The organism is Azospirillum sp. CT11-132, from assembly GCF_047302835.1.
In the GTDB taxonomy this organism is placed as follows: Bacteria; Pseudomonadota; Alphaproteobacteria; order Azospirillales; family Azospirillaceae; genus Azospirillum.
In genome coordinates, this window is sequence record NZ_JBGLZA010000005.1 from 661,662 (window position 1) to 673,545 (window position 11,884).

12 protein-coding genes and 1 pseudogene are annotated in these 11,884 nt (G+C 67.3%); 8 read left to right on the forward strand and 5 right to left on the reverse strand.

Annotated elements, in window-relative coordinates; translation table 11 throughout:
* Positions 1-12 precede the first annotated feature (12 nt).
* The 4 genes from ACCD06_RS22685 to ACCD06_RS22700 all read right to left on the reverse strand — a co-directional run bounded on the left by ACCD06_RS22685 (position 13) and on the right by ACCD06_RS22700 (position 3,616).
* Positions 13-750, reverse strand: coding sequence for an ABC transporter ATP-binding protein (locus ACCD06_RS22685; protein ID WP_085082702.1), 738 nt, complete (start codon positions 748-750; stop codon positions 13-15).
* A complete protein-coding gene (locus ACCD06_RS22690) occupies positions 743-1,498 on the reverse strand; it encodes an ABC transporter ATP-binding protein (RefSeq protein WP_413343687.1) in 756 nt (251 codons plus the stop codon). Before ACCD06_RS22690 ends, ACCD06_RS22685 begins: the two co-directional genes overlap by 8 nt.
* A 95-nt stretch (positions 1,499-1,593) precedes the next feature.
* Complete coding sequence (locus ACCD06_RS22695; protein ID WP_413343689.1) at positions 1,594-2,832, reverse strand: ABC transporter substrate-binding protein; 1,239 nt, start codon at positions 2,830-2,832, stop codon at positions 1,594-1,596.
* A gap of 40 nt (positions 2,833-2,872) precedes the next feature.
* On the reverse strand, positions 2,873-3,616 hold the full coding sequence (locus ACCD06_RS22700; protein ID WP_109155596.1) for an enoyl-CoA hydratase/isomerase family protein: 744 nt from the start codon (positions 3,614-3,616) through the stop codon (positions 2,873-2,875).
* 192 nt (positions 3,617-3,808) lie between these two features.
* Between ACCD06_RS22700 and ACCD06_RS22705 the strand changes: the two genes are divergently transcribed.
* Entirely contained in the window at positions 3,809-5,443 is a 1,635-nt protein-coding gene (locus ACCD06_RS22705) for an AMP-binding protein (protein WP_413343692.1), read from the forward strand.
* 71 nt (positions 5,444-5,514) lie between these two features.
* Here ACCD06_RS22705 and ACCD06_RS22710 read toward each other — a convergent pair whose 3' ends face one another.
* Positions 5,515-6,156 carry a TetR/AcrR family transcriptional regulator gene (locus tag ACCD06_RS22710; protein WP_109155598.1) on the reverse strand — a complete coding sequence of 214 codons (642 nt, stop codon included), beginning with the start codon at positions 6,154-6,156 and terminating at the stop codon, positions 5,515-5,517.
* Positions 6,157-6,430: 274 nt separating this feature from the next.
* On the opposite strand from ACCD06_RS22710, the gene ACCD06_RS22715 reads away from it, so the two are divergent.
* The 7 genes and pseudogenes from ACCD06_RS22715 to ACCD06_RS22745 all read left to right on the forward strand — a co-directional run bounded on the left by ACCD06_RS22715 (position 6,431) and on the right by ACCD06_RS22745 (position 11,789).
* Positions 6,431-6,913 (forward strand): MaoC family dehydratase, encoded by a 483-nt coding sequence (locus ACCD06_RS22715; RefSeq protein WP_413343694.1) that lies wholly within the window; start codon positions 6,431-6,433, stop codon positions 6,911-6,913.
* Positions 6,910-7,845, forward strand: a complete 936-nt coding sequence (locus ACCD06_RS22720; RefSeq protein ID WP_247871109.1) for an SDR family NAD(P)-dependent oxidoreductase — start codon at positions 6,910-6,912, stop codon at positions 7,843-7,845. The genes ACCD06_RS22715 and ACCD06_RS22720 overlap by 4 nt, the downstream gene beginning before the upstream one ends.
* Before the next feature lie 40 nt (positions 7,846-7,885).
* Positions 7,886-9,088, forward strand: coding sequence for an acetyl-CoA C-acyltransferase (locus tag ACCD06_RS22725; RefSeq protein WP_136702687.1), 1,203 nt, complete (start codon positions 7,886-7,888; stop codon positions 9,086-9,088).
* Between the two features lie 37 nt (positions 9,089-9,125).
* A complete protein-coding gene (locus ACCD06_RS22730; protein WP_109155602.1) occupies positions 9,126-9,572 on the forward strand; it encodes an acyl-CoA thioesterase in 447 nt (148 codons plus the stop codon).
* Between the two features lie 25 nt (positions 9,573-9,597).
* Positions 9,598-10,752, forward strand: a complete 1,155-nt coding sequence (locus ACCD06_RS22735; RefSeq protein WP_413343697.1) for an iron-containing alcohol dehydrogenase — start codon at positions 9,598-9,600, stop codon at positions 10,750-10,752.
* A 61-nt stretch (positions 10,753-10,813) separates the two neighbouring features.
* Positions 10,814-11,032: pseudogene (locus ACCD06_RS22740) on the forward strand (IS5/IS1182 family transposase); the annotation flags it as partial.
* Between the two features lie 46 nt (positions 11,033-11,078).
* Positions 11,079-11,789 (forward strand): IS6 family transposase, encoded by a 711-nt coding sequence (locus tag ACCD06_RS22745; protein WP_413343699.1) that lies wholly within the window; start codon positions 11,079-11,081, stop codon positions 11,787-11,789.
* Positions 11,790-11,884: the final 95 nt, after the last annotated feature.

Sequence of the window (11,884 nt, forward strand, 5' to 3'; positions counted from 1 at the left end):
TCTCTCTCCCGCTCACACGCCGAGATAGGTGTGGAGCTTGTCCATGTTGGCGTCGAGCTGGTCGTTGGGGATCATGTCCACCACATGCCCCTCCTCCATCACGTAATGGCGGTCGGCGATGGTGGCGGCGAAGCGGAAGTTCTGCTCCACCAGCACGATGGTGAAGCCGCGGGCCTTGAGCGCCCGCACCGCGACGCCGATCTGCTCGATGATGACCGGGGCCAGACCCTCGGTCGGCTCGTCCAGCAGGATCAGGGTGGCGCCGGTGCGCAGGATGCGGGCGATCGCCAGCATCTGCTGCTCGCCGCCCGACAGCCGCGTGCCCTGCGTCGAGCCGCGGCCCTTCAGGTTGGGGAACAGGTCGTGGATCTGCGGCACCGTCATCCCGCCGTCCTTGACCACCGGCGGCAGCGTCAGGTTCTCGTCGACGCTGAGGCTTGAGAAGATGCCGCGCTCCTCCGGCACATAGCCGATGCCAAGGCGCGGGATCCTGTGCTGGGCCATGCCGATCAGCTCGGTGCCCTGGAAGCGGATCGAGCCGGTGCGCTTGCCCATGATCCCCATGATGGCGCGCATGGTCGAGGTCTTGCCGGCGCCGTTGCGGCCCAGCAGCGTCACCACCTCGCCCTGCCGCACCTCCAGGCTGACGCCGTGCAGCACATGGCTTTCGCCGTAGTAGCCGTGCAGGTCGGCGATCTCCAGCATCGCCGTTCCGGTGTGGGCGGTTTTGGTCATCGCGCCGTCAGGCATGTCCGGTCCCCATATAAGCTTCCATCACCTGCGGGTTCTTGGAGACGACCTCGTAGGGTCCCTCCGCCAGGATCTCGCCGCGGCGCAGAACGGTGATGGTGTCCGACAGGTGGGCGACGACCGACAAATTGTGCTCCACCATCAGCACGGTGCGGTCGGCGGCGACCCGCTTGATCAGTGCGGCCGTGCCCTCGATGTCCTCATGGCCCATGCCGGCCAGCGGCTCGTCGAGCAGCATCACCTCCGGGTCGAGCGCCAGGGTGGTGGCGATCTCCAGGGCGCGCTTGCGGCCATAGGGCAGCTCGGCGGCGGTGTGGCCGGCCCAGGGGGTGAGGTTCACCGCCTCGATCAGCTCCAGCGCCCGGTCATGCAGGTCGTAGAGCGACGACTCCGACTTCCAGAAATGGAAGCTGGTGCCGAGCGGCCTCTGCAAGGCGACGCGGACATTCTCCAGCACGCTCAAGTGCGGGAAGACTGCCGAGATCTGGAAGGAGCGGACCAGCCCCATCAGCGCGATGTCGGCCGGCTTGGTGCGGGTGATGTCCCGGCCCTTGTAGAGGATCTGGCCGCGCGTGGGGGTGAGGAACTTGGTCAGCAGGTTGAACACCGTGCTCTTGCCGGCGCCGTTCGGGCCGATCAGCGCGTGGATGGTGCCGCGGCGAACCTGAAGGTTCACCTCCTTCACCGCCACGAACCCCTTGAACTCCTTCGTCAGGTTGCGCGCTTCCAGGATGATGTCGTCGGTCATCGGCGATGCGATCCTCTTGCCAGTCGTCGGCCGCGCAGCCAGCCGGCGATTCCAGGCGGAACCGACGACCGGAGCATCCCCATTGGTCCCGCCCGTCAGCCCTTGACGAGGGGGCACTTGCTTTCGGACAGTGGCAGGAAGGCGTCGTTGCCGGGGATGGTGCTGAGAATCTTGTAATAGTCCCAGCGTCCCTTGGACTCTTGCGGGCTATTGACCTCGACGAGGTGCATGTCGTGGACCATGCGGCCGTCGGCGCGGACCTTGCCGTTGCGGGCGAACATGTCCTCAATGGGCATGGTCTTCAGCTGGTTGACCACGGTCAGGCCCTTGTCGGTGCCGCTGGCGTCGATGGCCTTCAGGTAGTTCAGCACCGCTGAATAGACGCCGGCCTGCACCATGGTCGGCATCCTGCCCTCGAAGCGCTGGCCGAAGCGCTTGGCGAACTCCCGCGTCCGCTCGTCGGTGTCCCAGTACCACCCGGTGGTGATGATCATTCCCTTGGTGACGTCGAGGCCGAGACTGTCAATGTCGGTCAAAAAGACCAACATGCCGACCATCTTCTGGCCACCCTGGGTCAGGCCGAACTCGTTGGCCTGCTTCACCGCATTGACGAAGTCGCCGCCGGCATTGGCGAGCGCCACCACCTGCGCGCCCGACGCCTGCGCCTGGAGCAGGAAGGAGGAGAAGTCCGGCGTCGCCACCGGGGCCCGGACCGTGCCCAGGACCTCGCCGCCGGCCTTCTTCACCGCGTTAGACGTGTTGGTTTCAAGGCTGCGGCCGAAGGTGTAGTCGGCGGTGATGAAGAACCATGACTTGTTGCCCTGCTGGGTCAGGGCGCGGCCGGCACCGTTGGCGAGCGCGTAGGTGTCGTAGGTCCAGTGGACGCTGGTGGGGGAGCATTTCTCGTTGGTTAGCTCGGTGGTGCCTGCGGTGGAGTTCAGGTGAACCCGTCCGGTCTCGCGCGTCACCTCCTGCACCGCGAGCGCCGCAGCGGAGTTGCCGACATCGACGATCACGTCGACCTGCTCGCGGTCGATCCACTGGCGGGAGACGCTGGCGGCGATGTCGGCCTTGTTCTGGTGGTCGGCGAAGACGACCTGGACAGGCGCGCCCTTGACCTTGCCGCCGAAATCCTCCACCGCCATCTGCGCGGCGACCACCGAGCCGCGCCCGGCGAGGTCGGCGTAGATGCCGGTCATGTCGTCGAGCACGGCGATCTTCACCACATTGTCGGAGATCTGCGCATGCGCCGTGCCGGCAAAGGCGACAGGCAGTGCGCCGGTGAAAGCGAAGGCTGCCATACTCGCGAGCAGAGCGGTATTGAGCTTCGTCATGCGTTCGTCCTCCCTATTCTGATTGATTTGAAGAGTGGTCTCAGGTTTTGGCCGTCGCCGCGGCGTCGCGCAGCAGGCGGCCGAGCAGGAACTGGTCGCTGTCGCCATGGGCCAGCCGCGTCTGGTCGGCCTGGGCGTCAATGGCGCGCTTGGTCATGCGCAGGGCCAGCGGCGGGACCGCCGCCGCCTCGCCCGCCAGCCGCAGGCTTTCGTCGACCGCGGCGCCATCCGCCGCGACGAGGTCGGCCAGACCCCAATCAAGCGCCAGCGCCGGATCGACCCGCAGGTCGGTGAACAGCAGCCGCTTGGCCCGGGCCGGACCGACCAGCGAGACCAGACGCGGCAGTCCGCCCCAGGCGAGGTTGAAGCCGAGCCGCGCCTCCGGCAGCCGCAGATGCGCGTCCCGCCCGAAGACCCGCAGATCCAGCGCCAGCGCCAGCACGCCGCCGCCGCCGACCGCCGGTCCCTCCACGGCGGCGATGGTGAGCTGGGGAAGCGCCGCCCAGGCGTCGCACAGGGCACGTCCGCGCTCGACCGCGGCGTGCTGCTCCAGGACATCCGCGCCGGTAGGCCAGAGCAGTGGATCTGACAGGTCAATGCCGCCGGAAAACACCGTGCCGGTACCCGTCAGCACCACCGCCCGAACGCTGGTGTCGGCGCGCAGGCGGTGGGCGACATCGGTCAGCCTCTCCATCGCTGCCGCGTTCAGGGCGTTGGCCCGCCCGCCCCGGTCGTAGCGGACAAGCGCCACCCCGTCCGCATGCTCGATCGAAACAAGGCTCATTCCGCTTTTTCCTCCCCACCAGGCTCCGCCAGCGCGGCGTGCCGTTCTTGCTGGCGTCAACTCCCTAACATTCTACTGAGTATGTTGCAATCTTTTGATTGGTGGTGCAAACATATGAACGACAGTCGCCAACACGGGCGCGAGGCCCGTGGTCCGGACAGGGATTGGAAAGAACAGGGAGGGTTTTCGGCGATGCACGGCGATGATTGGGCGCGGATCCCCACGGCGGACGAGTGCGTGCTGCGCAATCTTCTGGAAGGGCAGGCCGCGCGGCAGCCCGACGCGGTGTTCGTCGCCTTCTGGCGGGGCGAAAGCTGGAGCTACCGCGAGACGCTGGAGCGTGTCCGCCGCCGCGCCGGGGCCTTGCGGGCGCAGGGTGTCCGCCAGGGTGACCATGTGCTGTGCTGGATGGCAAACGGGCCGGATCTGCTGACCGCGTGGTTCGCCATCAATTATCTCGGCGCGGTCTATGTGCCGCTCAACACCGCAAGCCGCGGGCGTCCGCTGGAGCATATGCTGGACAATGCCGGCGCCACGATCCTCATTGCCCATGCTGCCCTGATCGGCCGTCTGGCGGAGATCGAGCGCGGGCCTCTGGTCAAGATCCTGACCGTCGGCACGGTGGATGCGGACCCGCCCGCGCTGCCCGGCGTCTCCGTCGCGCCGCTGGTAGATGCACCGGCCGATGCCGATCTCAGCCTGCCACTCGACCGGCCGATCCAGCCCTGGGACCCCCATGCGATCATGTATTCGTCGGGCACCACCGGGGCGGCCAAGGGGGTCGTGACCTCCTACGTGCAGATCTACACGATGGGGCCGGACGCCTTCGACAGCATCACAGCAGACGACCGCTGCATGATTTGCGGGCCGATTTTCCATTGCGGCAGCACGCTTTACGTCTACTGCATGCTGGGCAAGGGCGGGTCCATAGCGATGGTTCCGGAGTTCCGGACGCCGGACTTCTGGGACTCGATCCGCGATACCGGCAGCACGGTGGTCCTGCTTCTGGGCATCATGGCGAATTTCCTGCTGAAGGCGCCGCCGGACGCGCGGGACCGCGACCATACCCTCAAGAAGGTCTTCATCGTCCCCTTCGGCGAGGACGCACCCCGATTCGGCGAGCGCTTCGGCGTCGAACTCCACACGGTCTACAACATGACCGAGATCGCCAGCCCCCTGACGGCCGGCCCGCGGACCGCCGGACCGGACGGGATGGTGCCGGGCCTGTGCGGCCGTGCGCGCCCCAGCTTCGAGCTGCGCGTGGTCGACGGCAACGACGCCGAGCTGCCGCCGGGCACCATCGGCGAGCTGATCATCCGCTCGCACCGGCCCTGGGCGCTCGGCTCCGGCTATTACCGCAACCCGGAGGCGACGCTGGCGTCCATGCGCAATGGCTGGTTCCACACAGGTGACGCCTTCCGCATGGAGGCGGACGGGCGCTTCTTCTTCGTCGACCGTCTGAAGGACGTCATCCGCCGCCGCGGCGAGAACATCTCCTCCTTCGAGCTGGAGGCGGAGATCTGCGCCCATCCGGCGGTGCGCGAGGCGGTGACCGTCGCCGTGCCCAGCGACGTCAGCGAGGATGAGGTGCTGGCAGTCGTCGCCCCGATCCCCGGCGCCGCGATCGACCCGGCCGAACTGATCGGCTTCCTGGCCGCGAGGGTGGCGCACTACATGGTCCCGCGCTATGTCCGCGTGGTGGAGGAGCTGCCCAAGACGGCAAGCGGCAAGCTCCAGAAGCACATGTTGCGCGCCGACGGCCTGACCGAGGATTGCTGGGACCGCGAGGCCGCGGGCATCCGCCTCAAGCGTGAAAGGCTCGTCTGAGAGGCGACCCGATGCAGTGAGCGTTCAACGGTGGCCGAGCCCCTCTCCCGCGACGGAAGAGGGGTTTTCCTTCATCCTGGCGCGTTCAGCCCCTGCATGATCGAATCCACGATCTTATCGGCGAGGATCTCGCGGTCGTCACGGGTCTCGGCGGGGCGGGGGCGGTACCAGATCGACAGCCAGTTGATGGCGCCCAGCGCCACCTTGACCGCCACCGACACGTCGCTGGTGCGGATCGAGCCGTCCTCGACCCCCTCGTAGGTGATCCGCTTGAACAGGCTCTCGAAGTCGTTGCGCACGGTCATCAGCTCGGCCAGCGTGCGGCGCTGCTCGGGCGTCGTAGCGCCGAAACGGTGCATCTCGACACCCTGCACCACCACCGCCTCCAGGGCGAGATTCTCCATCATCGACAGGGCGTGCTGGCGGAACATGGCGCTGAGGCGCTTCGCCGCTGGCTCCGGCCCCTTCATCACCGGGGTGACGGCCTCGAAGTTGCGCCGCATCCCCTCGCGATGGACGTCGAAGAACAGCTCCGTCTTCGAGCGGTAGTAATGGTAGATGCGACCCTTCGTAGCACCCAGACGCCGCGCCACGTCATCGATGCTCGTCGCGTGATAGCCCTGCTCCATGAAGCATTCGGCGGCGGCGGTCAGGATATCGATGTTCCCGGTCTTGTCGATGCGGGGTGACAGCTGGCTCTTTTCACTGCTCATCGTCCAGTTCCAACTCGATAATTTCGTCGGCGATCAATCCGTTCCGCCCGCATCATCCCTTCGCGGCACCCCGGCGGGGGCCGGTCAGGTGAAGCTAGGACCAATCCATCCCACAGGCAACATTTCTGCCTGGACAGAGCGGGCTCACTCACATACTACTTGGTAGGTTTTCCCTGCGTGATGCAAGCAAACTTTGCGGCAAGCGCACCCAACCGAAGGCCACACGCATGTGGCCCACCCGAACATGGCCCAAACAAGGACGGGAACGCGCCCAATGAACGAACCCATTCCCGCCGAGGATCTGGAGCGGCGTGTCGGCGGCGAGATCGGTGTGTCGCGCTGGTTCGAGATCGATCAGCGGCGCATCGACGCCTTCGCCGACGCCATCGACGACCACCAGTTCATCCATGTCGATCCTGAGCGGGCAAGCCGCGACACGCCCTTCGGCAGCACCATCGCCCACGGCTTCCTGTCGCTGTCGCTGCTGACGGCGATGGGAAAGGGCGTACTGCCGACGATCGCCGGAGAGGCGATGGTCATCAATTACGGCTTCGACCGCGTCCGCTTCCCCGCCCCGGTTCGATCCGGCGCGCGGGTCCGCGCCCGCTTCGTGCTGAGCGAGGTCACCCGCCGGTCTGATCGGGAACTGGCCGCGCGCTATGCGGTGACGGTGGAGATCGAGGGCGGCGGCAGGCCGGCGCTGGCGGCCGACTGGATCATCCTGACCCTTTTGAAAGAACAGGTGAACGCAGCATGAGCATTCAATCGGACGGTATGGGGGCTGACGGCATCCGCTTCGACGGGCGGGTCGCCATCGTCACCGGGGCGGGGAACGGCCTGGGGCGCCGCTATGCGCTGGAACTGGCGGCGCGCGGCGCCAGGGTCGTGGTCAACGACCTGGGTGGCGGGCGCGACGGCCGCGGCGCTTCCGATGCCGCCGAGACCGTCGTCGAGGAGATCCGCAGCCGCGGCGGCGAGGCCATCGCCGACGGCGCGAACGTCACCGACCCGGCGCAGGTTGCCGCCATGGTTGAGCGCGCCCACGGCATTTGGGACCGCATCGACGTGCTGATCAACAACGCCGGCATCCTGCGCGACAAGAGCTTCGCCAAGATGGAGCTGGAGGATTTCCGCTCGGTCGTCGACGTGCATCTGATGGGGGCGGCCAACGTCACCCATGCGGTGTGGCCGATCATGCGGGCGCAGGGCTATGGCCGCGTCCTGATGACGACCTCCACCTCCGGCGTCTACGGCAATTTCGGCCAGTCGAACTACGGCGCCGCGAAGGCCGGTCTGGTCGGGCTGATGAACGTCCTGCATCTGGAGGGCATCCGCAACGGCATCCACGTCAACGCGGTCGCCCCGACGGCGGCGACCCGCATGACCTCCGACATCCTAGACGAGACGGCGCTGGCCCGGCTGAACCCGGATTTCGTAACCCCGGCGGCGCTGTTCCTGGTGTCGGAGCGGGCGCCCAGCCGCACGGTGATCCTCGCCGGCGCCGGCACCTATGCCCGGCTCGCCATCGTCGAATCGGACGGCGTCTTCCTGCCCGAGGGCGAGCGGACGCTGGAGGCCGTGGCCGCCCGCTTCGCCGAGATCGCCTCGCTCGACCGCCAGCACGAGATCGACGCCGGCCTGAGCCATGTCGACCGCATCCTGAAGCGCGCGGCGGACGCCGCCGGCTGAGCCGGCCAGCCGAGACCCCGCTGAAACAAGGTGAAGACCGGTGAGAGAAGCCGTCATCGTATCGACCGCCCGCACGGCCATCGGCAAGGCCTACCGCGGCGCCTTCAACGACACCCAGGCGCAGGCGCTGGGCGGGCACGCCATCGCCCATGCCGTCACCCGTGCCGGGATCGATCCCGCCGAAATCGACGACGTGGTGATGGGGGCGGCGCTACAGCAGGGCGCCACCCACATGAACATGGCCCGGCAATGCGCGCTGCGCGCCGGACTGCCCACCTCGGTGGCGGCGCAGTCGGTGGACCGGCAATGCGCCTCCGGCCTGATGGCCATCGCCATCGCCGCCAAGCAGATCGTCGCCGACGGCATGACCGTGGCGGTCGGCGGCGGGCTGGAATCGCTGTCGCTGGTGCAGACCGACCGTATGAACGTCGAGCGCTGGCGCGATCCCTGGCTGGTCGAGCACCGCCCCGACGTCTACATGGCGATGATCGAGACGGCGGAGATCGTGGCGGCGCGCTACGGCGTGCCGCGCGAGGCGCAGGACGCCTACGCCGCCCGCTCCCAGGCCCGCACCGCCAAGGCGCAGGATGCCGGGCGCTTCGACGCGGAGATCGTGCCGCTCACCACCACCATGACCCGTTTCGACAAGGCGACCGGCGAGACCACCCGTCATACGGTCACGCTGGACCGTGACGAGAGCAACCGGCCGGACACCACGCTGGCCGGGCTGTCGGCGCTGAAGCCGGTGTTCCGCGACGGCCAGCAGATCCGGGAAGGACGCTTCGTCACCGCCGGCAACGCCTCGCAACTGTCGGACGGGGCGTCGGCCTGCGTGCTGATGGAGTCAGCGGAGGCCGAACGGCGGGGTTTGCAGGCGCTCGGTACCTACCGGGGCATCGCGGTCGCCGGCTGCGACCCGGACGAAATGGGGATCGGCCCGGTCTTCGCGGTGCCAAAGCTGCTGAAGCGGCATGGACTGACCGTCGACGACATCGGGCTGTGGGAGCTGAACGAGGCCTTCGCCGCGCAGGTGATCCACTGCCGCGACCGGCTCGCTATCCCCGACGAGCGACTGAACGTCAATGGCGGGGCCATCGCCATCGGCCATCCTTATGGAATGTCGGGCGCCCGTCTGGTCGGCCACGCCCTGATCGAGGGAAAGCGCCGGGGTGTGCGCCATGTCGTCGTCACCATGTGCGTCGGTGGCGGCATGGGCGCCGCCGGCCTGTTCGAAGTCGCCTGAATCTCCAAAGCACAGCCCGATACAGGGAGGAACCCAAATGGACCGCAAGCACGACACCCGCGCCTCCTACCCCCACTTCCAGATCGTCCCGACCCGGTGGATGGACAACGACGCCTACGGCCACGTCAACAATGTGGTCTATTACAGCTACTTCGACACGGTGGTGAACCAGTACCTGATCGAGAACGGCGCGCTCGACATCGAAAGCAGCCCGGTGATCGGACTGGTAGTAGACACCGGCTGCAGCTATTACGCACCGGTCAGCTTCCCCGACCGGGTCGAGGCCGGGCTTCGCGTGGCGCGGCTGGGCACCAGCAGCGTCCGCTACGAGGTCGGGCTTTTCCGCAACGACGACCCCACCCCGGCGGCCTGCGGGCATTTCGTGCATGTCTATGTCGATCGCGAGACGCGCCGCCCGGCGGCGCTGCCGGAGAAACTCCGCATGGTGCTCGGGCGGCTGGTCACGCCGGCCGAAACCGACTGACCCCCAATCCGGTGAGGACCGAGACATGATGGACTTCGTGTTCGAAACCACGCCGAAGCTGGTGTGCGAGGTGGGGGGGGCGGCCCGTTTGGGCGGGATGACCAAGGAACTGGGCATCCGCCGCGCGCTGATCGTCACCGACCCTGGTCTGGTGGCGGCCGGGTTGCTGGAGCCGGTCGAGGCCGGCTTCAAGGCCGCCGGCACGGCCTGCGCCCTGTTTTCCGACGTGCTGGCCGACCCGCCGGAAGAGTCGGTCGCGCTGGCGGTGCGGGCGGCACGCGACGCCGGGGCCGACGGGGTGATCGGCTTCGGCGGCGGCAGCTCGCTCGACACCGCCAAGCTGGTCGCCCTGCTGGCCGGCACGTCGCAGGAGCTGCCGGACATCTACGGCATCGGCCTCGCCAAGGGGCCGCGCCTGCCGCTGATCCAGGTACCGACCACCGCCGGCACGGGATCGGAGGTGACGCCGATCGCCATCGTCACCACGCCGGCCAGCGAGAAGAAGGGGGTGGTTTCCAGTCTGCTCTATCCCGACCTGGCGGTGCTCGACGCCAATCTGACGCTGGGGCTGCCGCCGCGGGTCACCGCGATGACCGGCATCGACGCGATGGTCCACGCCATAGAGGCCTACACCACCCGCCACAAGAAGAACCCGCTGTCCGACAGCCTCGCGCTGCGGGCGCTGGGCCTGCTGGGTGGCAACATCCGCGCCGTCATCGCGGACGGGCGCGACGTCGCCGCCCGCGCGGTGATGCTCCAAGGCTCGCTGCTCGCTGGCATCGCCTTCGCCAACGCGCCCGTCGGGGCGGTCCACGCCCTGGCCTATCCGCTGGGGGGCCATTTCCACGTGCCGCACGGACTGAGCAATGCGCTGATGCTCGGGCCGGTGCTGGAATTCAATCGACCGGCCGCGGAGGGTCTTTATGCCGAACTCGCCCCGGCGGTCCTGCCCGGCCGCTCCTTCGCCACGCCGGCCGGGGCGGCAGCGGCCTTCATCGACGCCATGCGCGATCTCGTCGCCGCCATGCCGATGGAGCAGCGGCTGGAACAGGTTGGCATTCGGCGTGACGTTCTGCCGATGCTAGCCGCCGACGCCATGAAGGTGCAAAGGCTATTGGTCAACAATCTGCGCGATGTCCGCTACGAGGATGCCTTGGATCTCTACGAACAGGCATGGTGAAGATAATCTTGCTCCGGTCCAGTGAACCCGTGTCCACCGAACCAGGGGAACCAGGGCAAGATCAGTCGATGCCAGCCTGATCTGCGCGGACGCCAACAGTCAGCGCTCGGCGGCGGGATCGGAGGAGGTCGACTGGGAGGCGATGGCGGCGACCCGGCGCTCGGTCCGAGAATATCTCGATACGCTGGACGAGGCCGGCTCGGGTGCCGCTAGCGAGGTGAAGCCCAAGTTTGTCTCGCGCTCGGATCCCGCCGCGCAATGGACGGGGGCGCACAAGGGTGTTGTCAGGTTGGCGTGAGCCGCTCGGGCGTGGCAGGTTGGCGAGCATGGGCACGGCGTTCAATCCCTATCGCGGTTTCCGCTTTCCGGCCGAGATCATCAGCGAAGCGGTGTGGCTGTACCACTGCTTCAGCTTGAGCCTGCGGGAGGTCGAGCTGATGCTGGCGGCGCGCGGTATCGAGGTCAGTTACGAGACCATCCGGGAATGGGGTCTCCGGTTCGGGCGCGACTTCGCCAACACCCTCAAGCGCCGCCGCTCCAAGCCGGGCGACAAATGGTTCCTGGATGAGGTCTTCATCCACATCCGCGGCAAACAGCACTATCTCTGGCGCGCCGTTGACCAGAAAAGAGTGGTGCTGGACATCCTGGTCCAGACCCGGCGCAACACGAAGGCGGCCGAGCGCTTCTTCCGCGAATTGCTGAAAGGACTGCGCTATGCGCCGCGGGTCATCATCACGGACAAGCTGAAATCCTACGCGGCAGCGAAGAGGGAGATGAAGCTCGGCAGCGAGCATCGGCAATGCCGATACCTGAACAATCGCTGCGAAGTCTCGCACCAGCCGACCAGACGGCGCGAGCGGCACATGAAGCGGTTCAAATCCTCCCGGCAGGCCCAGCAATTTCTCTCCATCCACAGCCGGATCTACAATCACTTCCAACTGCGCCGCCACCTGATCTCTGCTTCCGAGTACCGCGCCGCCCGCGCTCGCGCGCTCGCCGGCTGGCGCGAGGTGACCGGCCTCGCCCAGGTTAGCTGACCAAAGACCCAGCAGCGTGGCTGCTCGTCCTTATTGCGCCCTTGGTTGGTCAAGTTGACAACACCTATCTCCATCGCCGGCGGCCTGTTGCAGAT

Excerpts from the sequence above, each read along its gene's own strand:
- ACCD06_RS22745 (WP_413343699.1), top strand. The coding sequence starts at position 11,079 with ATGGGCACGGCGTTCAATCCCTATCGCGGTTTCCGCTTTCCGGCCGAG.
- ACCD06_RS22685 (WP_085082702.1), bottom strand. The coding sequence starts at position 750 with ATGCCTGACGGCGCGATGACCAAAACCGCCCACACCGGAACGGCGATG.
- ACCD06_RS22690 (WP_413343687.1), bottom strand. The coding sequence starts at position 1,498 with ATGACCGACGACATCATCCTGGAAGCGCGCAACCTGACGAAGGAGTTC.
- ACCD06_RS22700 (WP_109155596.1), bottom strand. The coding sequence starts at position 3,616 with ATGAGCCTTGTTTCGATCGAGCATGCGGACGGGGTGGCGCTTGTCCGC.
- ACCD06_RS22720 (WP_247871109.1), top strand. The coding sequence starts at position 6,910 with ATGAGCATTCAATCGGACGGTATGGGGGCTGACGGCATCCGCTTCGAC.
- ACCD06_RS22715 (WP_413343694.1), top strand. The coding sequence starts at position 6,431 with ATGAACGAACCCATTCCCGCCGAGGATCTGGAGCGGCGTGTCGGCGGC.
- ACCD06_RS22730 (WP_109155602.1), top strand. The coding sequence starts at position 9,126 with ATGGACCGCAAGCACGACACCCGCGCCTCCTACCCCCACTTCCAGATC.
- ACCD06_RS22705 (WP_413343692.1), top strand. The coding sequence starts at position 3,809 with ATGCACGGCGATGATTGGGCGCGGATCCCCACGGCGGACGAGTGCGTG.
- ACCD06_RS22710 (WP_109155598.1), bottom strand. The coding sequence starts at position 6,156 with ATGAGCAGTGAAAAGAGCCAGCTGTCACCCCGCATCGACAAGACCGGG.
- ACCD06_RS22735 (WP_413343697.1), top strand. The coding sequence starts at position 9,598 with ATGATGGACTTCGTGTTCGAAACCACGCCGAAGCTGGTGTGCGAGGTG.
- ACCD06_RS22695 (WP_413343689.1), bottom strand. The coding sequence starts at position 2,832 with ATGACGAAGCTCAATACCGCTCTGCTCGCGAGTATGGCAGCCTTCGCT.